Origin of the sequence: Streptomyces olivochromogenes, assembly GCF_001514115.1 — a bacterium.
In the GTDB taxonomy this organism is placed as follows: domain Bacteria; phylum Actinomycetota; class Actinomycetes; order Streptomycetales; family Streptomycetaceae; genus Streptomyces; species Streptomyces olivochromogenes.
The window spans coordinates 176,241-199,569 of the sequence record NZ_KQ948452.1 but is presented as its reverse complement, the minus strand read 5'-3'; the positions used below and the strand labels follow the sequence as shown (position 1 = coordinate 199,569).

General features: G+C 71.4%; 21 protein-coding genes. 13 read left to right on the top strand and 8 right to left on the bottom strand.

What is annotated here, in order from left to right; genetic code table 11:
- Nucleotides 1-159: 159 nt before the first annotated feature.
- The gene (locus tag AQJ27_RS06870; protein ID WP_067363323.1) at nt 160-1,188 is read left to right on the top strand and encodes an ATP-binding cassette domain-containing protein; all 1,029 of its coding nucleotides are present in this window, start codon (nt 160-162) and stop codon (nt 1,186-1,188) included.
- A complete protein-coding gene (locus tag AQJ27_RS06865; RefSeq protein WP_067363320.1) occupies nt 1,185-2,009 on the top strand; it encodes an ABC transporter permease in 825 nt (274 codons plus the stop codon). The genes AQJ27_RS06870 and AQJ27_RS06865 overlap by 4 nt, the downstream gene beginning before the upstream one ends.
- A gap of 52 nt (nt 2,010-2,061) precedes the next feature.
- On the opposite strand, the gene AQJ27_RS06860 is transcribed toward AQJ27_RS06865, so the two are convergent.
- Nucleotides 2,062-5,415: an AfsR/SARP family transcriptional regulator gene (locus AQJ27_RS06860; RefSeq protein WP_067363317.1), complete on the bottom strand. Its 3,354-nt coding sequence runs from the start codon at nt 5,413-5,415 to the stop codon at nt 2,062-2,064.
- Nucleotides 5,416-5,571: 156 nt separating this feature from the next.
- On the opposite strand from AQJ27_RS06860, the gene AQJ27_RS06855 reads away from it, so the two are divergent.
- Nucleotides 5,572-6,372 carry a site-2 protease family protein gene (locus AQJ27_RS06855; RefSeq protein ID WP_067363314.1) on the top strand — a complete coding sequence of 267 codons (801 nt, stop codon included), beginning with the start codon at nt 5,572-5,574 and terminating at the stop codon, nt 6,370-6,372.
- Here AQJ27_RS06855 and AQJ27_RS57265 read toward each other — a convergent pair.
- The 3 genes from AQJ27_RS57265 to AQJ27_RS06845 all read right to left on the bottom strand — a co-directional run bounded on the left by AQJ27_RS57265 (nt 6,365) and on the right by AQJ27_RS06845 (nt 8,545).
- The gene (locus tag AQJ27_RS57265; protein ID WP_165854110.1) at nt 6,365-6,532 is read right to left on the bottom strand and encodes a hypothetical protein; all 168 of its coding nucleotides are present in this window, start codon (nt 6,530-6,532) and stop codon (nt 6,365-6,367) included. The genes AQJ27_RS06855 and AQJ27_RS57265 overlap by 8 nt on opposite strands.
- A gap of 154 nt (nt 6,533-6,686) precedes the next feature.
- Nucleotides 6,687-7,391, bottom strand: coding sequence for an NADPH-dependent F420 reductase (npdG, locus tag AQJ27_RS06850; protein WP_067363311.1), 705 nt, complete (start codon nt 7,389-7,391; stop codon nt 6,687-6,689).
- Between the two features lie 47 nt (nt 7,392-7,438).
- A complete protein-coding gene (locus AQJ27_RS06845; protein ID WP_067363309.1) occupies nt 7,439-8,545 on the bottom strand; it encodes a sialidase family protein in 1,107 nt (368 codons plus the stop codon).
- 80 nt (nt 8,546-8,625) lie between these two features.
- Here AQJ27_RS06845 and AQJ27_RS06840 point away from each other — a divergent pair, with 80 nt between their 5' ends.
- Entirely contained in the window at nt 8,626-9,228 is a 603-nt protein-coding gene (locus AQJ27_RS06840; protein ID WP_067363306.1) for a hypothetical protein, read from the top strand.
- A 264-nt stretch (nt 9,229-9,492) separates the two neighbouring features.
- On the opposite strand, the gene AQJ27_RS06835 is transcribed toward AQJ27_RS06840, so the two are convergent.
- Nucleotides 9,493-9,723 (bottom strand): hypothetical protein, encoded by a 231-nt coding sequence (locus tag AQJ27_RS06835; protein WP_067363304.1) that lies wholly within the window; start codon nt 9,721-9,723, stop codon nt 9,493-9,495.
- A gap of 59 nt (nt 9,724-9,782) precedes the next feature.
- On the opposite strand from AQJ27_RS06835, the gene map reads away from it, so the two are divergent.
- Together map and AQJ27_RS06825 are read left to right on the top strand one after the other, a co-directional pair.
- On the top strand, nt 9,783-10,640 hold the full coding sequence (gene map / locus AQJ27_RS06830) for a type I methionyl aminopeptidase (RefSeq protein ID WP_067363301.1): 858 nt from the start codon (nt 9,783-9,785) through the stop codon (nt 10,638-10,640).
- 224 nt (nt 10,641-10,864) lie between these two features.
- Nucleotides 10,865-11,515, top strand: coding sequence for a biliverdin-producing heme oxygenase (locus AQJ27_RS06825; RefSeq protein WP_067363298.1), 651 nt, complete (start codon nt 10,865-10,867; stop codon nt 11,513-11,515).
- 393 nt (nt 11,516-11,908) lie between these two features.
- On the opposite strand, the gene AQJ27_RS06820 is transcribed toward AQJ27_RS06825, so the two are convergent.
- The 3 genes from AQJ27_RS06820 to AQJ27_RS06810 all read right to left on the bottom strand — a co-directional run bounded on the left by AQJ27_RS06820 (nt 11,909) and on the right by AQJ27_RS06810 (nt 15,609).
- Entirely contained in the window at nt 11,909-12,556 is a 648-nt protein-coding gene (locus tag AQJ27_RS06820) for a PhzF family phenazine biosynthesis protein (RefSeq protein WP_067363295.1), read from the bottom strand.
- Nucleotides 12,557-12,589: 33 nt separating this feature from the next.
- Nucleotides 12,590-14,077: an HtaA domain-containing protein gene (locus tag AQJ27_RS06815; RefSeq protein ID WP_067363291.1), complete on the bottom strand. Its 1,488-nt coding sequence runs from the start codon at nt 14,075-14,077 to the stop codon at nt 12,590-12,592.
- 62 nt (nt 14,078-14,139) lie between these two features.
- Nucleotides 14,140-15,609, bottom strand: a complete 1,470-nt coding sequence (locus AQJ27_RS06810; RefSeq protein ID WP_067363288.1) for an HtaA domain-containing protein — start codon at nt 15,607-15,609, stop codon at nt 14,140-14,142.
- 202 nt (nt 15,610-15,811) lie between these two features.
- Here AQJ27_RS06810 and AQJ27_RS06805 point away from each other — a divergent pair, with 202 nt between their 5' ends.
- From AQJ27_RS06805 to AQJ27_RS06775, 7 genes are all read left to right on the top strand, one after another.
- Nucleotides 15,812-16,843: a heme/hemin ABC transporter substrate-binding protein gene (locus tag AQJ27_RS06805; protein WP_067363285.1), complete on the top strand. Its 1,032-nt coding sequence runs from the start codon at nt 15,812-15,814 to the stop codon at nt 16,841-16,843.
- A 137-nt stretch (nt 16,844-16,980) separates the two neighbouring features.
- Nucleotides 16,981-18,021, top strand: coding sequence for a FecCD family ABC transporter permease (locus AQJ27_RS06800; protein ID WP_067364714.1), 1,041 nt, complete (start codon nt 16,981-16,983; stop codon nt 18,019-18,021).
- Nucleotides 18,018-18,863, top strand: a complete 846-nt coding sequence (locus AQJ27_RS06795) for a heme ABC transporter ATP-binding protein (RefSeq protein ID WP_067363282.1) — start codon at nt 18,018-18,020, stop codon at nt 18,861-18,863. The genes AQJ27_RS06800 and AQJ27_RS06795 overlap by 4 nt, the downstream gene beginning before the upstream one ends.
- A 190-nt stretch (nt 18,864-19,053) precedes the next feature.
- Nucleotides 19,054-20,190, top strand: coding sequence for an iron uptake system protein EfeO (gene efeO, locus AQJ27_RS06790; RefSeq protein ID WP_067363280.1), 1,137 nt, complete (start codon nt 19,054-19,056; stop codon nt 20,188-20,190).
- 12 nt (nt 20,191-20,202) lie between these two features.
- On the top strand, nt 20,203-21,480 hold the full coding sequence (efeB, locus tag AQJ27_RS06785; RefSeq protein ID WP_067363278.1) for an iron uptake transporter deferrochelatase/peroxidase subunit: 1,278 nt from the start codon (nt 20,203-20,205) through the stop codon (nt 21,478-21,480).
- Between the two features lie 3 nt (nt 21,481-21,483).
- Nucleotides 21,484-22,359, top strand: a complete 876-nt coding sequence (gene efeU / locus AQJ27_RS06780; protein ID WP_067363275.1) for an iron uptake transporter permease EfeU — start codon at nt 21,484-21,486, stop codon at nt 22,357-22,359.
- The gene (locus AQJ27_RS06775) at nt 22,316-23,329 is read left to right on the top strand and encodes an SCO2278 family lipoprotein (protein ID WP_067363272.1); all 1,014 of its coding nucleotides are present in this window, start codon (nt 22,316-22,318) and stop codon (nt 23,327-23,329) included. Before efeU ends, AQJ27_RS06775 begins: the two co-directional genes overlap by 44 nt.

Here is a 23,329-nt window from a genome sequence, read left to right as displayed (position 1 = left end):
TGTTCTCGCCCCCGCCGCCCCTACCCGTTCCCATCCCCTGGGGGCTCCGCCCCCAGACCCCCGTAAAGACCCACCACTGTCGGCGATATATCGGCGAGCGTACGGCGCTGTAGGCGAGCTGTAGGTGGTTTGTCGGTGGGCGCTGGCACCTTGATGGGCATGACGCGAATCGACAAGAACCCCGACAGCGGCGCCCGCAGCGCCGTCTCCGTGCGGGGGCTGGTCAAGCACTACGGCGAGACCAAGGCTCTGGACGGCGTGGACCTGGACGTCCGCGAGGGAACCGTCCTCGGGGTGCTCGGTCCCAACGGTGCCGGCAAGACCACCCTCGTCCGTATCCTGTCCACCCTCATCACCCCCGACGCCGGCCAGGCCACCGTCGCCGGTTACAACGTGCTCACGCAGCCCCGCCAGTTGCGCCGCGTGATAGGGCTGACCGGCCAGTACGCCTCGGTCGACGAGAAGCTCCCCGGCTGGGAGAACCTCTACATGATCGGGCGGCTGCTCGACCTGCCCCGCAAGGACGCCCGCCGGCGCGCCGACGAGCTCCTGGAGCGCTTCTCGCTCACCGAGGCGGCCAAGCGCCCGGCATCGACGTACTCCGGCGGTATGCGCCGGCGTCTCGACCTCGCCGCCTCCATGATCGGCCACCCGTCCGTCCTCTATCTGGACGAGCCGACCACCGGGCTCGACCCGCGCACCCGCAACGAGGTGTGGAAGGAGGTCAAGCGGATGGTCGCGGACGGCGCCACCGTGCTGCTCACCACCCAGTACATGGAGGAGGCCGAGCAGCTGGCCTCCGAGCTGACGGTCATCGACCGCGGCAAGGTCATCGCCAGCGGCCGGATCGACGAGCTCAAGGCCCGGGTCGGCGGCCGCACGCTGCGCATCCGCCCGGTGGACCCGCTGGAGCTGCGCCCGCTGGCCTCGCTCTTCGACGAGCTGGGGCTCACCGGTCTCGCCGCCTCGGTCGTGGACACCGAGACCGGCACCGTGCTGGTCCCGATCCTCAGCGACGAACAGCTCACCGCCGTGGTCGGCGCGGTCACCGCGCGCGGCATCACCATCGGCTCCATCTCCACCGAACTGCCCAGCCTGGACGAGGTGTTCCTGTCCCTCACCGGCCACAAGGCCAGTGCCCCGCAGGACGCCGCCCCCACCCGCGCCTACGAGGAGGTCTCCGCATGAGTACCGCCGTCGCCGAAGCCCCCCTCGCCGCGAAGGGCGACCCCCGTATCTCGCCCCGCGCGCACGCCCGCCACATCGGCGCGCTCGTCCGCCGCAACCTGCTGTGGATCCGACAGGACCCGGAGTCGATGTTCGACGCCGTCCTGATGCCGGTCATCTTCACCCTGCTGTTCGTGTACGTCTTCGGCGGCTCCATCGGGCAGTCGCTCGGCGGCGGGCAGGACAGGTACGTGCAGTACGTGGTGCCGGGTCTGATGGCGATGACGGCGATGAACATCGCCACGGCCGTCGGCACCGGCTTCAACGAGGACTTCCAGAAGGGGGTGATGGACCGCTTCCGCACCCTGCCGATCGGCCAGGGCTCCGTGCTCTTCGCCAAGATCGTCGTAGAGCTGATGCGGATGCTCGTCGCGACGACGATCCTCATGATCGTCGGCGTGCTGGTCGGCTTCGACATCACGAACTGGCCGGGTCTGTTCGCCTCCGTGGGGCTCTCCGTCCTCTTCGGCTCGTCCCTGATGTGGATCTTCCTGGTCCTCGGGGTGACGATGAAGAACGCGCAGTCCGTGCAGGCGATGGGCTTCCTGGTGCTGATGCCCCTGCAGTTCGGCTCGTCCATCTTCTCGCCGACCCGGACCATGCCCGGCTGGCTGCAGAACTTCACCGACTACAACCCGCTGTCCGCGCTCGCGGACACCACGCGCGGCCTGATGGTGGGCGGCCCGGTCACGCACAGCCTGTGGGTGACCCTCGCCTGGACGGCAGGGCTCACCTTGGTCATGGCGCCTATCGCGATCCACAAGTTCCGCACCAAGAGCTGACGTTCGCGCACAGGACCACGCAAACCCCGGTCCGTGTCACCCCCGGTCCGCGTCACACGAGGGCGGCGGCCTCCTCCAGGGAGAGCCCGCCGCCCTCGGCGTACGCGGCCTCGTACGTCGCGTCGTCCAGTACGGCCCGTACGTCGGCCTCCGCCTGTGCGCGCACCTGGTCCTCCATCGGGCCCACGAAGTGGCCGGGCGGCAGCATGTGGTCGGCGGCCCCGAGCAGCACGGCCGCGTCGCGGACGCGGCGGCCGCCGTCCAGGCCGGTGAGGGCGATGGCGGCGGTGGTCAGATGCGCGGAGGGCATGTGCGGGGCGATGATCTGCGACAACGGGTCGCTCGCCCGCGCCAGCGCCTGCCGCACCTTCTCCAGGGCGGACTCGTGCAGCCCCTCGAGCGCGTCCAGCCAGGCCTCGACGCCCACCACGAAGCCGTCGAAGACCACGAAGGTGACCGCTTCGAAGTTCTCGCGCAGTATCCGCATGTGTTCGCGTGCCTCGGCGACCCGGCCGCTGCGGGCCAGCCACATCGCCAGGTACAGCCGGGAGGCGGGCATGGCCTCGTTGTAGGCGCCGTCGCCGCGCTCCAGGACCTCCAGCAGCAACCGCTCGCCGCGTTCGGTGTCGCCGGACTCGATGAGCACACCGCCGAGCCGGGTGCTCAGGACGGCCGTCTGGGCGTGCGCGCCGAGCCCTTCGGCGTGGGTCATGGCCTCCGTGTAGTCCGCGGCGGCGAGCGTGAACTCGCCCTGGCGCTCGTGGGCCTCACCGCGTGCGGACAGCGCCTCGGCGGCGCCCCAGGCGTCCCCGAGCCGGGTGAAGAGTTCCAGTGCCTCGTCGGCGTCCCGGGTCGCGTCGCCCGCCCAGGTGGCCCGGTTGGCGAGGATGTTGGCACGCATCTGGAGGGCGACGGCGAGTTCCCACTCGTAGCCGAGTTCGCGGCAGGTCTGGACGGTCGCGTCGATGACGGCGCGCATCCGCTCGATGGCGCCGGTCAGGATCACGGCGTAGAACCAGAGGTTGCCGGGGCTGCGGCAGGTCTGCGGCTGGCCCGGGCGGTAGGTCTCGCTGATGACGTGCAGTTTCCGCTTGGCCTGCGGGGAGTCCCAGGCCGCCATGTCCATGTCCATGCAGGAGAGATGGACGAGGTGGACACCGCGGCGGGCCTCTTCGAGGACCTCGGGGCGCATCGGCGGCGGGGTGTCGGTGCAGCCCTCCAGCAGCGGGGCGGCCGGCCGCGCGGGCTCGGCGAAGGGGTCCGGGCCCAGGGCCATGACCTCGCGGGACCAGTGGCGGGCCATCTGCCGCAGATCGCGCATCTGCCAGTACCAGGCCAGGGAGAGGACCAGGCAGAGCGCCTCCTGCTCGTCGCGGGCGGCGACGGCGTGCTGGAGGGCGGCGCGGATGTTCTCCGACTCGGTCTCCAACCGTGCGATGGCGGCGCGCTGGCCCGGGCCGCGCAGCCGGGGGTCGGTGGTGCGGGCCACTTCGCGGTAGTGCGTGAGGTGGGCGCGCTCGGCGGCGGGGCGCTGCCCCGACTCGTCGAGCCGCTCGCCCGCGTACTCGCCGACGGTCTCCAGGAGCCGGTAGCGCATCTCGCCGTCCCCCCAAGGGGCGGCCACGACGAGGGACTTGTCGACGAGTGAGCCGAGCGCTTCCAGGGCGGCCGGTCCGCAGACGGCCTCGGCGGCGGCGAGGTCGCAGCCGCCCGCGAAGACGGACAGCCGCCGCAGCACGTCCCGTTCGTCCTCGTCGAGGAGGTCCCAGGACCAGTCGACGACGGCGCGCAGGGTCTGCTGGCGCGGCAGGACGGTACGGCTGCCGGAGGTCAGCAGGCGGAACCGGTCGTCGAGCCGGTCGGCGATCTGACGCGGGGTGAGCATCCGCAGCCGGGCGGCGGCGAGTTCGATGGCGAGGGGCAGTCCGTCGAGGCGGCGGCAGATCTCGGCGGTGGCCTCGGGGTCGTCCTCGACCCGGAATCCCGGACGGGCGGCGGCCCCCCGGTCGGCCAGCAGCCGCAGCGCGAACGGCTCCGGCAGCGGCTCCACGGGGCGCAGCAACTCCCCCGGTACGCCGAGGGGTTCGCGACTGGTGGCCAGCACCGTCAGACCCGGGCACCGCTCGAGCAGCTCCTCGACGAGACGCGCGGCGGCGTCCACGACGTGCTCGCAGTTGTCGAGGACGATCAGCATGCGGCGCTTGGCGCAGTGCTCGGCGAGCCGATGGAGGTCGTCGTGCCGGTCGGCGGCGGCCCGCATCTCCTCCGCGCCGGCGCCGCGCAGCACGGTCTCGCGGGCTCCGACGGCGGTGAGCACGGCCTCGGGCACGGCTGTCGGGTCGTCGACCGGTGCGAGTTCGGCCAGCCACACGCCGTCCGGCGCGCTGTCCGCCACGCTCTCCGCCGCCTCCTGGGACAGCCGCGTCTTGCCGGCCCCACCGGGGCCGAGCAACGTCACGAGCCGAGCCGCCGCGAGATCCTCCCGGATCGTGTCGATGTCCGCCGCCCGCCCGACGAAGGAGGTGAGCCGGGCGCGGAGGTTGCCGGGGGGCGGGGACGCGGAGCGGCCACGCCCGGCCGGTGCGGTCCGGCTCTCGGTCCGGCTCTCGGCCCGGCTCTCGGCCCGATCCGCGGAGCGGGGTCGCGGCCCCTGGGCGTGCGCCCTGCCGCCACCGTCGGCCGGGCTGAGCAACTCCTCGTGCAGGGCGCGCAGTTCGGGGCCGGGGTCGGAGCCGAGGCGGTCGGCCAGCAGCTCCCGTACGGACTCGTAGGCGGCGAGGGCCTCGGCGGGGCGGCCCGCGTCGCGCAGGGCGCGCAGACGCAGGACGTGCAGGGGCTCGTCCAGGGGATGGAGGTCGCACAGGGCGGTGAGCTCGGGCAGGGACTGTTCGGCGTGGCCGAGGGCGAGGGCCGCCGTGAACCGGGCACGCCGTACGTCGAGACGGCGGGTCTCCCAGCGGGCCGACTCGGCGGCCCGGTCCGGGAGGTCCGCGAGGGCCGGCCCGTGCCACAGGGCGAGGGCGTCGTCGAGGGCCTCGGCCGCCTTCGTGGGGTCGCCGTCGGCGAGCGCGCGAACGCCCTCCCCCGCGAGCCGCTCGAAACGGTGCAGGTCGATGTCGTCGGCGCCCGCGGCCAGCCGGTAGCCGCCGTCCCCGGAGTCCACCGCCTGCGGCCCGAGCGCCCTGCGCAGCCGTCCCACCAGGGCCTGGAGCGCGCCCGGTGCGTCGGCGGGCGGATCGCCGTCCCACACCTCGTCCACCAGAACGGCCGCGGGCACGGTCCGTCCGGGCCGCAGCGCGAGCACGGTCAGGAGGGCGCGCAGCCGCGCCCCGCCGAGCACGACGGGCGTGCCGTCGGGGCGGAGTGCCTGGGTGGTGCCGAGGATGCGGTAGCGCACGGGGTCCATTGTCTCCGGTGGCATGGGGGTCCATTGTCTCCGGTGGCCTGACTGTCTCAGGCCCCCACCCTCTCCGGAACCAATGCCCGACCGCGAGACGTTTTCCCCCTGAGCCCGGTACGGTCGGGCAGGCCAAGCACCATGCGTACCAGTCCGAGGAGCCCCATGACCACCGCCGCTTCCCGTCGCAGCAGCGACCGGAGGATCAGCCCCGTCTTCGTCGGGATCGTGGCCGTGATGGCGGTGACCGGGTGGGCGACATGGACCGGGTTCGCCGAGCAGCCTGGTGTGGCCGTGTTCCTCTTCGTGACGGCCGCCTGGATCGTATCCCTGTGCCTGCACGAGTACGCGCACGCGCGCACCGCCCTGCACAGCGGTGACATCTCGATCGGCGCGAAGGGCTATCTGACGCTCAACCCGCTGAAGTACACGCATGCGCTGCTGAGCATCCTGCTGCCGGTGATCTTCGTGATCATGGGCGGGATCGGCCTGCCGGGCGGGGCGGTCTTCATCGAGCGGAACAGGATCCAGGGCCGCTGGAAGCACAGCCTGATCTCGGCGGCGGGTCCGCTGACGAACGTGCTGTTCGCCGTCGTGTGCACGGCGCCGTTCTGGCTGCACGCCCTGGACGGCGTGCCGCGGGACTTCCAGTACGCGCTGGCGTTCCTCGCCCTGCTCCAGGTCACCGCCGCGCTGCTGAACTTCCTGCCGGTCCCGGGCCTGGACGGCTACGGCGTGATCGAGCCCTGGCTGTCGTACAACGTCAAGCGCCAGGTGGAGCCGTTCGCCCCGTTCGGTCTGCTGTTCGTGTTCGCGGTGCTGTGGATCCCGTCGGTGAACACGGCCTTCTTCGACGTGATCCACTCGATCCTGGACAGCCTGGGGATCAACGAGATCCAGACGTACTGCGGTCAGGAGTTCTACCGCTTCTGGCAGGGCACCAACGAGTTCTGCTCGGTCAGCTGACGGACCTGCCGCGCCGCGCGTAGTACCAGGTCATGTTGGACGACAGTCCGGCCAGCAGCACCCACACGATCCCCAGCCAGCTGCCCTGGACGAAGGAGACGACGGCCGCGGCGACGGAGAGGACGCAGACGGCGAGGGCGTAGAGGGCGAGGCGGGGCATGGGGGGTCGGCTCCTGTCGGGACGGTTCGGACGAGGTCGTACGAGATCTATGACGTCGTACGAGATCTAGATCTACGAGACCTACGAGATCTACGAGATCTACGAGGTCGTACGGCGTCCAGTGTCCCTCATGTCCCCCATGCCCGTACGCCCGCTATACGTCCGTCACCCGGAGGCCGGCGTGGGCCTTGTAGCGGCGGTTCACGGAGATCAGGTTCGCCACCAGTGCCTCGACCTGGTGGGCGTTGCGCAGCCGGCCGGAGAAGACACCGCGCATGCCGGGGATGCGGCCGGCCAGCGCCTGCACGATCTCGACGTCCGCGCGCTCCTCACCGAGGACCATCACGTCGGTGTCGATCTCGTCGACCTCCGGGTCCTGGAGGAGGACGGCCGACAGGTGGTGGAAGGCGGCCGCGACCCGGGAGTCCGGCAGCAGGGCGGCGGCCTGCTCGGCGGCGCTGCCCTCCTCCGGCTTCAGGGCGTAGGCGCCCTTCTTGTCGAAGCCGAGCGGGTTGACGCAGTCGACGACGAGCTTGCCGGTCAGCTCCTCGCGCAGCGACTCCAGGGTCTTGCCGTGGCCCTCCCACGGTACGGCGACGATCACGATGTCGCTGCGCCGCGCACACTCGGCGTTGTCGGCGCCCTCGACACCGTGGCCCAGCTCCTCGGCGGCGCTCTGCGCGCGCTCCGCGGCACGCGAGCCGATGATCACCTTCTGGCCGGCCCTGGCGAGCCGGTAGGCCAGGCCCTTGCCCTGGGGGCCGGTGCCGCCGAGCACGCCGACGACGAGTCCGGACACGTCGGGAAGGTCCCAGGGGTCCTTCGCGGGGGCCTTCTGTGCACTGTCAGTAGAGGTCATGGGCCGACCTTACGTGTCGCGGTTCCCGCCTCGGGGGCTTCGGGGGCTCAGGTGAGGGCCGTCACGGGGATTCGGCGGAAGGTGATCGTCTCGTACGGCCCGAAGTCGCCCGTCTCGTAGAGGAGCCCCACGGTCGCCCCGTCGACGCGGACGAGGTCGGAGTAGGCGGCGGGCAGTCCGTCGACCGTGTGCGCGGGCCGCCAGGTGGTGCCGCCGTCGGCGGAGGCGCGGACGGTCATCAGGGCGCGGGCGGCGGGGTCGGCGGGCCCCGAGTACAGCAGCAGGTCCGGGTCGCGGAGCTGGAGCAGGCTGCCCTGGACGACGGGGGTGACCAGGCCCGCCTGCGGCCGGAAGGGTTTGACCAGGGTCCTGCCGCCGTCCGTGGAGTGGGCGTCCGCGCGATTGCCGGGGGACGGGGAGTCGTTGCGGGTGCTGAAGTAGAGGCGCCCGTCGGGGAGTTCGGCGGCGGTCGTCTCGTTGGCGTTGACGTATCCGTCGGTGTTCTCGTCGACGTACCCGAGGGACCAGGTCTCGCCGCGGTCGTCGCTGAGCAGGCAGTGGCCGCTGTTGTACTTCGCCTCGGTGCCGGTGTCCGTACCGGTGGGCGGCAGGGTGTGGTTGCCGGGGACGACGACCCGGCCGGTGCCGAGCTGGACGGCGTGCCCGGGCGTGGTCGCGTACCACCGCCAGTCCGCCTTCTTCACCTGCCCGGTGATCTCCTTCGGGGCGGACCAGGTGACGCCGTCGTCGTCGCTGTGCTGCACCCAGACGCGGCGCCCGTCGGCGGGCTTCACCCTGCCGCGCAGGATGGCGTCCTCGGTCGCGCCGGCGGCTGCGCGGACGTGCACGAGCAGGATCCGGCCGGTGTCGAGGACGACGGGGGCGGGGTTGCCCGCGAGGTCCTTCCCGTTCCGGGCGACGGCCTGGAGCGGGCCCCAGGTGCGGCCGCCGTCCGTCGACCGCTTCAGGACGATGTCGATGTGGCCGTGGTCGGCGGCGGAGTCGACCCGGCCCTCGCAGAAGGCGAGCAGGGTGGGCGTACGGGTGGTGACGACGGCGGGGATGCGGAAGCTCGCGTAGCCTTCGCGGCCCGCGTGGAAGGGGATGCTGGTGACCGCGGTTGTTGCCGTGGTGGTTCCGGTTGTTTCCGTCATGCGCCGGGATCTGCCCCACTTGGGCGAATTCATGGTGAACTCCGCCTGATCAGTTGACGATTGCGGCAGGATGCGTGCGCATGGATGCCGTACGGGTCGCGTTGCTGCGCGAAGTCCTCGCCGGGACCGAGTGGTTGGGTGCCACGCGGCGGTTCGCGGAGGGCCTGCGAGGGTCCGTGGTGTCGTACGGGGGCGGGCTGCTCCTCGTGGGCACGGCGGAGTACGAGCCGTGGCACCTGGCCGCACATCTGGTGGACGAGGCGGCCTGGTCGGGGACGCCGGAGCTGTCGCCGACGCTGGTGCGGCACGGGGCGCGGGCCTCGGACCCGGCCCATCTCGCCGTGGGCCTCGGCCGTATCGAGGCGGCGCGGCGCGGCGAGACGCTGCTCGTGGTGTCGCCCGCCGCACCCGGGGCGCCGCTCCTGGAGCGGGTCCATGACGCACGGCGGGCCGGGGCGACCGTGCTCGCGCTCGACGCCGGTGACCGGGAGCTGGGGGCGATGGCGCACGAGTCGCTGACCGTGCCGCCGGATCAGGAACTCGACCTCGACACCGTGCAGCACCTCGTCAGCGCGGCGGCCGGGGAGAACTCCCTGCCCTCACCTCGGGGGCGGCGCCGGTTCCGCGACCGGCTCTCCCGCCTCGCAGACCAGCTGACGGCGCCGCCCGCGGCGCGGTGGTAGATCCCGGCGGGCGGCCGGACGGACGGGGGTACGGGCGTCGATCTGGGTCGGGGGTGCGGTCCGCGTGGGAGCGGGGCCGGGCAATGCCTTCCCACCCGCACCACCCGCACCACCCGTGACGGTCGCTCGGGTGGTGCGGGTCGCCCGCGGGGGCCGGCCGCCGTCGGCGCCCGCGGGTCCGCGCGCCGCCCCATGGCTCAGCGCCCTCACGTCGTCCCGGTGGCTGAGCACCCGGCGTCTCGGTGGCCGGTGTCGCGGGCCTTGTCAGTCGTCTTCTGGGGCCGGGCCCGTTGCGTCGTGCCACTTGGGGTCCGTTTCCCACTCGAGGTTGCGCTCCTGGGCGGTCTCCATCGCGTGTTCGGCCTCCTCGCGGGTGGTGTACGGGCCGAAGCGGTCCTTCGCGGGGCACTCGGGGCCCTCCTCCACCTTCTGGTGGACGAGGCAGTAGTACCACTCGCCCGGCTTCCCTACGGTCCGCTTCTTGAAGAGGGCCATGACCTGCTCCTTTCGCCACGGACATAGTGCCCCCATGCCCGCTGGTTAGACTCGCTGGCATGTCTGGCCAGTCGCTGCTCGTACCAGGAGAGCTCTCTCCCACCCGTCCCGTTCCGGGAAACATCAGGCGCCCCGAGTACGTGGGCAAGCCCTCCCCCACGCCGTACACCGGTCCGGAGGTACAGACCCCCGAGACCATCGAGGCGATGCGGATCGCCGGGCGGATCGCCGCGCAGGCGATGGCCGAGGCGGCGAAGCTCATCGCGCCGGGCGTGACGACGGACGAGCTGGACCGGGTCGCGCACGCGTACATGTGCGACCACGGCGCCTATCCGTCCACCCTCGGCTACCGCGGTTTCCCCAAGTCCCTGTGCACCTCGGTCAACGAGGTCATCTGCCACGGCATCCCCGACTCCACGGTGCTGCGGGACGGCGACATCATCAACCTCGACGTGACGGCGTACATCGGTGGCGTCCACGGCGACAACAACGCGACGTACCTGGTCGGGGACGTGGACGACGAGTCGAGGCTCCTCGTCGAGCGGACCCGTGAATCCCTCGACCGCGCGATCAAGGCGGTCAAGCCGGGCCGCCAGATCAACGTCATCGGGCGCGTGATCGAGTCGTACGCCAAGCGGTTCGGATACGGGGTCGTGCGGGACTTCACGGGGCACGGGATCAACTCCTCGTTCCACTCAGGACTGATCATCCCGCACTACGACAGTCCGCACGCGACGACCGTCATCCAGCCCGGGATGACCTTCACGATCGAGCCGATGCTCACGCTCGGTACGCACGACTACGACATGTGGGACGACGGGTGGACCGTCGTGACGAAGGACCGCAGGCGGACGGCGCAGTTCGAGCACACGCTGGTCGTCACGGAGAGCGGTACGGAGATCCTCACGCTGCCGTAGCCACGTGCTCATAGCTCATAGCTGCCCATAGCTGCTCTTAGCTCGTGGTTCATCGCTCGTCACACCTCGCCCGCCCTGATCACAGGGCGGGCATTTTTTGTCGCCCGACGGGGTACGTTTTTACCGACAGGCTGTCGGTAAACTGTCGAGAACCCATTGACTTAGGTAAGCCTAACCATACAAGATTCTGACTGGCTCTCGTCCTCTTCGGCACCGGAGGTCCCATGAATACGGCGTTCTCGACGCTGATCCGCACCGCGTCGCACGAGCAGCACATGGAGGCTGAGACCTCGACGTTCATGAGCGACCTGCTCGGCGGCAGGCTCGGTGTCGAGGCGTACGCGCGGTACACCGAGCAGTTGTGGTTCGTGTACGAGGCGCTGGAGGCGGACGCCGAGCGGTTGGCGTCCGATCCGGTGACCGGGCCTTTCATCCGGACGGAGTTGCTGCGTCGCGGTGCGCTGGAGCGTGACCTCACGCATCTGCGGGGTGCGGACTGGCGGGCGACGCTCACCGCGCTGCCCGCCACCGAGGCGTACGCGGCGCGGGTCGCCGAGTGTGCACGCGAGTGGCCCGGCGGGTACGTCGCCCACCACTACACCCGCTACCTCGGCGACCTCTCAGGCGGTCAGATCATCCGGGGCAAGGCGGAACAGACCTGGGGCTTCGCTCGGAAGGGTGACGGCGTCCGCTTCTATGTCTTCGAGGACATCGGTAATCCGGCCGCGTTCAAGCGGGGGTATCGCGAGTTGCTGGACGGGGTGCGGGCGGACGAGTTGGAGCGGCAGCGGATCGTCGCCGAGTGCAGGCGGGCGTTCGCCCTCAACACGGCGGTCTTCCACGCCCTGGGCGAGGAGTTCCCCCTCACCGCCTGACCCGGCACCCAACGACTTCTTCCGCCCCCGCCGCCCCTACCCGTCCCATCCTTGGGAGCTCCGCCCCCAAACCCCCGCCCGGCCTGAACGGCCTCGTCCTCAAACGCCGGACGGGCTGAAAGATGCGCGCCAGCGCTTCTGAAGGGCGCGGGGAACTGCGCGACCAGCCACGACGCACCCGCAGGCGACGAACCGCACGCGGCCAGGGATCCGGGGCGCAGCCCCGATCCCCTAGGGGCGCGGGGAACTGCGCGACCAGCCCCCACCGGGCCGCGGCCGACGAACCCCACGCAGCCGGGGATTCGGGGCGCAGCCCCGATCCCGTAGGGGCGCGGGGAACTGCGCGAACGGCCCCCACCGGGCCGCAGGCGACAACCGCACCCGGAGGGACGTTCAGGCTCGGAGCAGTCGTACGCGGCCCCCCACCTCCACCCACCCACCCGGCTGCGGCGCGGTGAGGATCTGGGAGCCGGCGCCCTGGACGATGTTCAGGGCCCGGCCCAGCCGGTCGGTGAGCAGCAGCGCCGCCGCCCCCGTCGCCTCGTCCTCCACGATGCCGTCGTCCCGTCCGGGAAAGCCTCGGGCCCGTACGCGCCCGGCCGACTCGTCCTCCCAGGCCCAGGCGTACACCCACTCCCCCGGCTCCGGCACGGCCAGCGCGTCGACCTCACCGGCGGACCCGTACTGCCGCAACGTACGCCCCGGCGCCCACTCCGCCCGCGCCTCGATCCAGCTGAACTCCCCGTCCAGCCGCACCCCGACCATCCCGGCGGGCGTGACCAGTTCGGGAATGTCGAGCAGCCACCCCACCCCGACACAGGGATGCCCGGCGAACGGCAGCCGCAGGGTCGGGGTGTAGATGTCGACGACCCCGCGCTCGGGGTCGTCGACGAACACGGTCTCGCTGAACCCCAGCTTCGCGGCGAACGCCTGCCGCTCCTCCGGATCCGGCATCACCGAACCCTCGCGCACCACACCGAGCTCGTTGCCGTGTTCACCACCGGGCCCGCAGAAGACGCGCAGTACGTCGAAATCAGTCACCCGCGCATTCAAACATCACCCGTGCCCACTCGTTTACGCCGTGCGCCGCCTGCGCACCGCGACCACCACACCCGCGCCCGCCGCGACCGTCATCGCCGCCGCCGCACCGAGCGCGCCGAGCGGTACCTCCGAGCCGGTGGAGGCGAGTGCCCCGCTCACACCGCCCGTGGTGGATCCGGTCGTCCCCGTGCCGCCGGTGGTGCCCGAGGAGGAAGAGGAGGATGGGGTCGAACCGTTGTTGTCCGATTCACCGTCATCGCCCGGCAGTTGGGCGTCCTCGCTCACCGCCAGCGACAGGTTCACCGGGTCCAGCTCGGTGCCGGCCGGGTAGAAGCCGCCGAACGCCTCCGCCCCCGCCTTGGTCAGGGTGGCCGTGACGTCGTCGAAGGCGATCACGTCGTCCCGCACGGTCAGCTCGGTGGAGTCGGCCTCGAGGTCGGCGAGGACCACGTCCTCGGACTTCTCGCCGAGGCTGTCGACGTCGGCCGTCAGTTCGCCGGAACCGCCGTCGAGCTCCGCCTTGAGGTCGCTGAAGGTGAGGTCGAGGCCGTAACTGCCGTTGTCCTCATGTCCCTTGAAGTTCACGGCGCCCGCGAAGGAGGCAGAAAGGGTGCCGGCGTCGGTGTCATAGGTGCCGGAGGCGTCCGGGAAGGTGAAGGCGCCGTTGCCGGTGGCCTGGGTCGCGCCGCCGGACGCGGTGACCTTCCCCTTGGCGACGCCGTCCACGACGTACGTCCGGAAGGACTGCTTCACTCCCCAGCCGAGTGTGCCGTCGACGATCTCGCCCTGCGCGGCGGGGCTCTCGGAAGCGGGAACCGTGGCCGAGGGTGAGGTGGAGGTGGAGGCTGAGGACGAGATCGTCGTCGACGGGGACGAGGACGGGGTCCCTGATCCCGTCGACGTGGGTGTCGGGGTCGAACTCGGGGTCGGAGAGGTCGAGTTCGACCCCGTGGGCGTCGGGCTCTGCGTCACCTTCTGCGTGACCGTCAGCGGGTCCCCGGCCGCCCCCTCGTAGCTCGCGCTGCCGAGGACGGTCGCCGCCTCCTTGGTGAGCGTGGTCGTCATGCCCGTCATCTCGCGGGTCACGGTGACGTCGGCGAGCGGGACGTCGTTCTGTGTGGTGCCGTTGCTGGTCACGTCCGCGGTGATCTCGGCCGCGCCGCTGTCGAACCTGACGTCGGACAGGGTGAGTTCGAAGTGGTGGGCCGCGGAGGCGATCTTCAGGCTGCCCGCGAAGCCGAGTCTCACCGCGTGGGTGGTGGAGTCGTAACTGCCGGTGCCGCCGGTGAAGGTGAACGCGCCGTTGTCGGCCGCCTGCGTCGCCCCGTCCGTGGGGGTGAAGGTGCCGGCCGCCATTCCGGTCACATAGGCGCGGTACGACTGCTTTATGCCCCAGGTCAACTCGTAGTCCTTGAGGGGGGCTTCGGCTGCCGACGCGTGGGGCACGGCGAGGGCCGCGGCCCCCAGGGCGACCGCCACGGCGGCGGCGAGAGCGAGAGGGCGGCGGCGGTTGGCGGCCATGGTCGTGGGTCTCCTCTGGGGATGGACTCGGCTCCGCCCGACAGGCGGAGGCAGCGAGTGGTTCAGTCCTCGTCCGCGGAATCGGACGGGGCGGAGGTGGCGGAGGCGGGGGTGGATGCCGATGCCGGGCGCGTACGGCGTCTGCGGACGACGGCGAAGGCGACGGTCACCGCGAGCAGTGAGCCCGCGGCGAGCCCGATCGGCAGGACAGGGGTGCCGTCCGAGGTGCTGCTCGCGGTGTTCTCGGTCCTCGGGCCGGCGGTGGCGGTCTTCCTCTCGGTCTCCGGCGTGGGCGACTCGGCGCTGCCCAGGTCGGGGAGGGCGGGGAGGCGGGCGTCGTCCGTGAGGGCTGCGGACAGGGTGACGGGGTCCATCTCGGTACCGGCCTGGTACATGCCGCCGAAGGCCTTGGCACCCTGGGCGGTCAGCTCGGCGGGCGCCTCGGCCAGTTCGACCAGTCCGGCCTTCGGTGTGAAGTCCTTGGCGGCGACGGGGGCGAAGGTCACGAGCGGGACCTTCGCCGCCTTGAAGTCCACGCTCGTGACATCGGCGTAGAGCGTGCCCCTGCCGTCCTCGACGGTGGCGTGCACACCGCTCAGCCGCAGGTCGAGGCCGTGCTTCCCGGTGAAGCGGACCGCGCCTTCGAAGGTGGCGTCCAGGGTGCGCTTCTTCTGGTCGTACGTTCCCTTGCCCGCGGGGAAGCGGAAGAGCGCGCCGCCGTCCTGGGCTCCGTCGGTGAGGGTCCACTTCCCCTCGGCGATGTCTCCGGTGACGTACTCGCGGAAGGTGCGGCGCACGCCCCAGTCGACGGCGCCGCTCCCGATCGCGCCCGAGGTGTCCTTCGACGTCCGCTTCGGGGCGGGGGACTTCGTCGCCTTCGGGGTGTTCGACGCGGTGGGCGCGGCCCGGACGTCCGCGGAGAGGGTCACGGGGTCGAGGGCCGTGCCCGCCGTGTAGTAACCGGCGAAGGAGGCGGCGCCCCGTGAAGTCAGCGTGGCGGGAAGGTTGTTGAGGCGGACGGCGGTGCCGCCGCCCTTCATGTCGATACCGCCGAGCGAGAGGGAGGCGAAGGGCACCTGCGAGGACGTCGTGACCGTCCCGGTGCCCTTCGCCTTGCTGGTGATGTCGACGTAGAGCGTGCCCCCGCCGCCCGCGATACGGACGGTGGGACGGCTCAGGGTGAGGTCGAGCTCGTACGTCCCGTCGTCCTTCTTGTGTCCGAGGAAGTGGACTCCGCCCGAGAAGGAAGCCCGGAAGGCGCCCGTGGCGCCGTCGTAGGCGCCGGTGGCGGAGTGGAAGCGGAACTGGCCGCTGCCGACGGTCGCGGCGCCGCCCGTCAGGGAGTAACTCCCCTTGGCGATGGGCCCGGTGACATAGCCCTGGAAGGAGGACTTGATGCCCCAGTCGAGCCGGCCGCCCTGCACTGCGCGGCTCGCGGCATGGGCGGCGGTGACCGGGAGCAGCGCTCCCAGCAGGGCGCCCAGTACGGCGGTGCACACCACGGCGACCGGGGCCCTCAGGCGCAGGGGCATGGATGTCCTCCGGAATCCGACGAGCCAGTAGCGAGGAAGGTAAGGCTAACCTAAGCTACGCGCAACGGGGGTCGGAAGAGGAGCGAGAGGATCCGGCGGAATGACGAGGACGGCGCAGGACTTGCGCACACGAGTGGCGGCGCGAGGCCGGCGCGGACGAGTGGGGGCGCGAGGCTTGCGCGGACGAGTGGCGGCGCGAGGCTTGCGCACGCGCGCCGCGCGACGGCCGTACGCGCGACTGGCGGGCGCGCTGCTGTCCGCACTCGCCCTCACCCTGGCCGCGACCGGATGTGCCGGCTCCGCCGGGAGCACCGCGGCGGGGAAGAGGACGAAGACGTCCGCAACCCCCTCCGCCAACCGTGTCGAGCCCCTGAGCGCCGCCCCGGATCCCCGACTGCCCGTCACCGTCCACTCCTTCGACGGGAAGCGGGTGACGGTCCGTGCGGCCGACCGGATCGTCCCCCTCTCCGGCAGCCTCAGCGAGATCGCCTTCACTCTCGGCCTCGGCGACCGGGTCGTCGCCCGTGACATCACCGCCACCTTCGCGCAGGCGGGGAAGCTCCCGGTCGTCACCCGGGGCCACGACGTCTCCGCCGAGAGCGTGCTCTCCCTCAAGCCGGACCTCGTCCTCGCCGAGACCACGACCGGGCCCGACGAGGCCATGGAGCAGATCCGCGACGCGGGCGTCCCGGTCCTCGTCGTCGCCCCGGCCAAGGGCCTCGACGACGTGGGTCCGCGCATCGAGGCGGTGGCCGACGCCCTCGGCGTGCCGGCCGCGGGGAAGCGACTGACCGAGCGTTCGCAGCGGCGGATCGCCGCCGTGCGCAAGGGGATTCCGGCGCACGCCGATCATCCGCGCGTCGCCTTCCTCTATCTGCGCGGCTCCGCCTCCGTCTATCTCATCGGCGGCAAGGACTCGGGAGCCACCTCGCTGCTCGAAGCGGCGGGGGCGATCGACGCGGGGGCGGAGTCGGGGCTGAAGAAGGACTTCAGCACGATCACCACCGAGGCGCTGGCGCAGGCCGCGCCGGACGCGATCCTCGTCATGACCAAGGGACTCGAGTCCGTCGGCGGGATCGACGGGCTCGTCAGGATCCCCGGGGTGGCGCAGACCCCGGCCGGGATGGAGCGCCGGGTCGTCTCGATCGAGGACGGGGTGCTCCTCAACTACGGACCGCGCACGGACCAGGTGCTGAAGTCGCTGGTGGAGCAGTTGTACGGGGATGCCAGGTGACGGTGGCGAAGGACGCGGACGCGGTCGCGGTCGGCACTCCGGCGCGGCGGGCCCAGCCCCCCGAGCGCGAGAACCCCGAGCGCGAGAACCCCGTTCACGAGAAGGCCGTTCACGAGAAGGCCGTACGTGAGAAGGCCGTGCGCGAGAAGACCCGTGGCAGCGCCTGGCTCCTGACCGTCGGCCTCGTCGTCGCGCTGCTCGTCCTGGTCCCGGTCGCCGCCGGGCTGGGCGCCTATCCGATCCCCACCGGCGACGTCCTCTCCTCCGTCACCCACCGCGTCGGCCTCGGCGGCTCCGCGCTCGGCCGGGTCCCCGAGTCGGTGCTGTGGAACGTCCGCTTCCCGCGGATCGTGCTCGCGCTGCTCATCGGTGCCTCGCTGGGCTGCGCGGGCGCCCTGATGCAGGGCGTGTTCGGCAATCCGCTGGCCGAACCCGGTGTCATCGGCGTCTCGTCGGGCGCGGCGGTCGGCGCGGTCGCCTCCCTCGCGCTCGGCCTGAACTTCCTCGGCACCTGGACGGTCCCCGCCGTCGCCTTCGTCACCGGGCTCGCCACCGCGCTGCTCGTCTACGCGATGTCGCGCTCCGGCGGCCGGACCGAGGTCGTGACGCTGATCCTCACCGGGATCGCCGTGAACGCCTTCACGGGCGCGCTGATCGGGCTCTTCCTCTTCTTCGCGGACACCGCGGCCGTCAGCCAGATCACCTTCTGGCAGCTCGGGTCGCTGGCACAGGCGACCTGGCCGAAGGTCCTCGCCGTGCTGCCGTGCGCGGCCGTCGGCCTCGCGCTCGCGCCGCTGTACGCGCGCCGCCTCGACCTGCTGGCCCTCGGTGAACGCCCGGCCCGGCACCTGGGGGTGGACGTGGAGCGACTGCGGATCGTCCTGGTCCTGGTCATCGCGCTGCTCACCGCGGCGGCCGTGAGCGTCTCCGGGATCATCGCCTTCGTGGGGCTGGTCGTGCCGCATCTGCTGCGGATGGTGGCGGGGCCGGGACACCGGTTCCTGATCCCGGGCAGCACGCTGGGCGGTGCCGTCGTGCTGCTCGCGGCCGACCTCGCGGCCCGCACCGTCGCCCAGCCCGCCGAACTCCCGCTCGGCGTCCTCACCGCCCTGCTCGGCAGCCCGTTCTTCTTCTGGCTGCTGCGCAGGACCCGCCGCAGGCAAGGAGGTTGGGCATGAGGTTCCCGCGTGCGGCGCGCCCCGTACCCCCTCCCCCGGCCGCCCCCGGCGCCGTACTCGCCGAAGCCGAGGGCCTGCGGGTGCGTCTGGGTGCCGACGAGGTCCTGCGCGGTGTGGACGTCACCGCCCGCGCGGGCGAGGTCCTCGCGTTGGTCGGTCCCAACGGGGCGGGAAAGTCCACGCTGCTGGGAGCCCTGGCCGCCGATCTGCGCGCCGCCGAGGGAGTGGTACGGATCCACGGTCGCCCCGCCCCGCAGTGGTCGGCGCCCGAACTCGCCCTGCGCCGGGCCGTGCTCCCCCAGTCGGCCACGCTCTCCTTCCCGTTCACGGTCGAGGAGGTCGTACGGATGGGCCGGGCGCCCTGGGCGGGCGCGAGCCGGGAGGACGACGACGTGGCCGTCGCCGAGGCCATGGCGGCCACGGAGGTCACCGGGTTCGCGTCGCGTCCCTTCTCCGCGCTCAGCGGGGGTGAGCGGGCGCGGGTCGCGTTCGCCCGGGTGCTCGCCCAGCGCGCTCCTGTGCTGCTGCTCGACGAGCCGACCGCCGCCCTCGACCTCAGGCACCAGGAGTTGGTGCTGCGGGTGTGCCGGGCAAGGGCGCACGCCGGTGACGCGGTGGTCGTGGTGTTGCACGATCTGGGGCTCGCGGCCGCGTACGCGCACCGGGTGGCGATTCTGTGCGCCGGTCGTGTCGCCGCCGAGGGACCGCCGGCCGAGGTTTTCACGGGCGAGTTGCTGAGTGAGGTCTACCGCCAGTCAGTTGAGGTGTTCCCGCACCCCCGGACGGGTGCCGTCCTGGTGTCTCCCGAACGGGGCGCCGTGACCGCCGAGCGAGACGCTTGACCATTGCTTGACCTTTCCATGGGGTTCAGTTTGAGCCACCGTGATCAGGCCGTGTCTGTGGGTCAACTGTGAGAGCTGAATCACCGTAGGGGTGGGTAGGAGTGAGGTAAGCCTCAGGTAAGTTAGGCCAGCCTCACCATGCCAGCGGGGACCTTCCGCCTGGTTTGTCCGTCGTTCTCTTGGAGCCTGAATGCGAGCCGTCCGACTCTCAGTTGTCACCGCCGCCGCGACCGCGGCCGCTCTGGCCGCCGTCACGGGCTGCACCGAGAAGAGCGACGCCGGGTCCGGTGACGCGATCCAGGTGACCGCCGCCGACTCCAAGTGCGAGACCTCCTCGAAGTCCGTCCCGGCCGGCCAGGTCACCCTGAACATCGAGAACAAGGGCTCGAAGGCCACCGAGGTCGAGATCCTCTTCCCGGACGACCGGATCGTCTCCGAGAAGGAGAACATCGGCCCGGGCACCAAGTACACGCTGACCGCCGAGGTCAAGGCCGGTTCGTACGAGATAGCCTGCCGCCCCGGCATGAAGGGCCTCGGCGTCCGCCAGAAGCTCGCCGTGACCGGTGGCACGGTCGCCAAGCGCGACCCGCGCCTCGACAAGGCCGTGGCCGCCTACCGCGAGTACGCGCAGGAGCAGGCCGACGCGACGATCCCGAAGGTGGAGACGTTCGCCAACGCCATCAAGGCGGGCGACATCGAGGCCGCCAAGCAGGCCTACGCCCCCTCCCGCTTCGGCTGGGAGAGCACCGAGCCGATCGCCGAGTCCTTCGGGGACATCGACCCCAAGACCGACACCCGCGTCAACGACCTGGAAAAGGGCCAGAAGTGGACCGGCTGGCACGCGCTGGAGAAGGCCCTCTGGGTGGACAAGAAGGTCGGCGCCGAGCAGAAGACCCTCGCCGATGAGCTGGTCACCGACCTGAAGGACTGGCAGAAGCGGGTCGGCAAGGCCGAGATCACCCCGACCTCCATGGCCAACGGCGCCAAGGAACTCCTCGACGAGGTCGCCACCGGCAAGGTCACCGGCGAGGAGGACCGCTACTCGCACACCGACCTCAGCGACTTCAAGGGCAACGTCGAGGGCGCGCAGAAGTCGTACGAGCTGCTCAAGCCGGTCGCACAGCAGAACGACAAGGCGCTGACCACCGAGCTCGACAAGCAGTTCTCGGCGCTGAACACGCTGCTGGAGAAGTACCGCACGGACAAGACCTCTGATGGCTTCGTGTCGTACGACAAGGTCACGAAGGACCAGCGCAAGGAGCTCTCGGACGCGGTCAACGCGCTTGCCGAGCCGCTGTCCAAGCTCGCCGCGGTTGTTGTGAAGTAGGCGGGGCGCATCATGACGAACGACACCACACAAGCAGCGGGCGGACCTTCGCCCTCCCGGCGTTCGCTGATCGGCTGGGGCGGTGCCGGGCTCGCGCTCGGGGCCGCCGCGGCCGGCGGCGCGGTGGCGATGACCCGTACCGGCAACGACGTGGACCCGGCGGGTGCCGAGACCGGCGCCGCGGTCGCCTTCCACGGCGCGCACCAGGCGGGCATCGCGACGCCGGTGCAGGACCGGCTGCACTTCGCCTCGTTCGACGTGAAGACGGACGACCGCGCCGAGTTCGTCCAGATGCTGAAGGACTGGACGGCCGCCGCGCGCCGGATGACCGCGGGGCACGCGGTCGGTGAGGGCGCGTACGGCGGACTGGCCGAGGCACCGCCGGACGACACCGGCGAGGCCCTGGGCCTCAAGCCGTCCCGGCTGACGCTGACCATCGGTTTCGGGCCCTCGCTGTTCGAGAAGTACGGCGAGAAGTTCGGGCTGACGGGGCAGCGGCCGGAGGCCCTCGTCGACCTGCCGCCGTTCCCCGGTGACAACCTGGAGAAGTCGCGCAGCGACGGCGACCTGTGCGTCCAGGCCTGCGCGGACGACCCGCAGGTCGCCGTGCACGCGATCCGCAACCTGGCCCGGATCGGCTTCGGCAAGGTCGCCGTCCGCTGGTCGCAGCTCGGCTTCGGCAAGACCTCCTCGACGACCCCCGACGCCCAGACCCCCCGCAACCTCATGGGGTTCAAGGACGGCACCCGCAACATCGCGGGCACCGAGCCGGACCGGCTGAAGAAGTTCGTGTGGGTGGGCGAGGGCGAGGGTCCCGCCTGGATGACCGGCGGCTCGTACCTCGTGGCGCGCCGCATCCGGATGAACATCGAGACCTGGGACCGGACCTCGTTGCAGGAGCAGGAGGACGTCTTCGGCCGGGACAAGGGCGAGGGCGCGCCGGTCGGCAAGGCCAAGGAGCGCGACGAGCCGTTCCTGAAGGCGATGAAGCCCGACGCGCACGTACGGCTCGCGCATCCCGACTCCAACGACGGTGTCACCCTGCTGCGCCGCGGCTACTCCTTCACGGACGGCACGGACGGCCTCGGCAGGCTGGAGGCCGGGCTGTTCTTCCTCGCCTACCAGCGTGACGTGCGCAAGGGCTTCATCCCGGTGCAGCGCAGCCTCGCGCGCTCCGACGCGCTCAACGAGTACATCCAGCACGTGAGTTCGGCGGTCTTCGCCGTCCCGCCCGGCGTCCTCGACAAGGACGACTGGTGGGGGCGCGCGCTGTTCTCCAAGGAGGCGTAGCCCGTGTTCGGCAACTATCTGATCGGCCTGCGCGAGGGGCTGGAAGCCAGTCTCGTCGTCTGCATCCTCATCGCCTACCTGGTGAAGACCGACCGCAAGGACGCCCTGAAGCCCATCTGGATGGGCATCGGCGTCGCGATCGCGCTCGCGCTCGGCTTCGGCTGCGCGCTCGAGTTCGGCTCCCAGGAGCTGACGTTCGAGGCGCAGGAGGCGCTCGGCGGTTCGCTGTCGATCGTCGCGGTCGGCCTGGTGACGTGGATGGTCTTCTGGATGCGGCGCACCGCCCGGCATCTGAAGTCCGAACTGCACGGCAGGCTGGACGCGGCGCTGGCGATGGGCACGGGCGCGCTGGTCGCGACCGCGTTCCTGGCCGTCGGCCGGGAGGGCCTGGAGACGGCGCTGTTCGTGTGGGCGTCGGTGCACGCGGCGAGCGACGGCACCCCGCGCCCGCTGATCGGTGTCGCCCTGGGCCTGGCCACCGCGGTCCTCCTCGGCTGGCTCTTCTACCGGGGCGCCCTGAAGATCAACCTCGCGAAGTTCTTCACCTGGACCGGCGGCATGCTGGTGGTGGTCGCGGCGGGTGTGCTCGCGTACGGCGTCCACGACCTGCAGGAGGCCGACTGGATCCCGGGGCTGCGGAATCTCGCCTTCGACATCAGTGGCACGATCCCGCCGGACAGCTGGTACGGCACGCTCCTCAAGGGCGTGTTGAACTTCCAGCCCGACCCGACGGTCCTTCAGGTCACGGTGTGGGCGCTGTACCTGGTCCCGACACTCGCGATCTTCCTCGCCCCGGTAGGGTTCGCCTCCGGGAAGGGGAAGGTGAAGGTACCTGATGAGCAGGGATCGCGCGGGTCGCAGCCCACGAAGGCTTCGTAGTCTCAACCGGTTCGCCCTGACAACGGGGGCGGTGACCGTTCTGTCCTTGACGGCGAGCGGCTGCGTGGTGGTGCACGGGGAGCGGGAGGTCGTACCGACGGCAACCCGGACCGAGGCCGCCCGTGCGCTCAAGGACTTCACCGCCGCCTACAACAAGGCGGACAAGGCGAACGACAGCTCCCTGGACGCGGACCGCGTCACCGGCGCCCTGGGCGCCATCGACGGGGCGAAGCTGACGGCCGGGCAGAAGAACAATCCGGGCGGCAACCCGTCCTATTCGCCGCTGTCGCTGACCGACGCGAAGTTCTCGATACCGGCGAAGGCGGGTTGGCCGCGCTGGTTCGTGGCCGACGCCGCGGCCAACAAGGGTGTGGCGGGCTACCGTTGGCTGCTCGTCTTCACCCGGGGCAGCGCGAACGACGTGTGGCAGGCCTCGTATCTGACCGTCCTCGCCGCCGCCGACGTACCGAAGTTCCAGCAGGACAAGGACGGTTGGGCGCAGCCCGTCACCGGGGACGACACGGCTCTCGCCGTCGAGCCGAACAGGCTGAGCCAGTCGTACACCACGTATCTGCAGAGCGGCGGCGACACCTTCGCGCCGGGCCTGCACACCTCGCAGTGGCGGACCCAGCGCGCCAAGAACGCCGCCAAGCCCGGTCTCGCCCGGCAGTACATCGACGAGCCGCTGACCTCCGGCGACTACGCCCCGGTGGGGCTGCGCACCGCGGACGGCGGCGCGCTGGTCTTCTTCACCACCCGCCGCTTCGAGAAGCAGACCGCCGCGCAGGGCACCGAGATCCCGGCCCCCAGCGCGGACGTCAAGGCCCTGACCACCGGTGACATCAAACAGTCCCTGACCCTGGAGTTCGTCTCCAACCAGGCGGTCCTGGACCCCGGGAAGAGCGCGCAGAAGCGACAGGTGGCGGTACTGGGGCGGATCGAGGGGCTGACGGGGGCGAAGGGCGGGTAG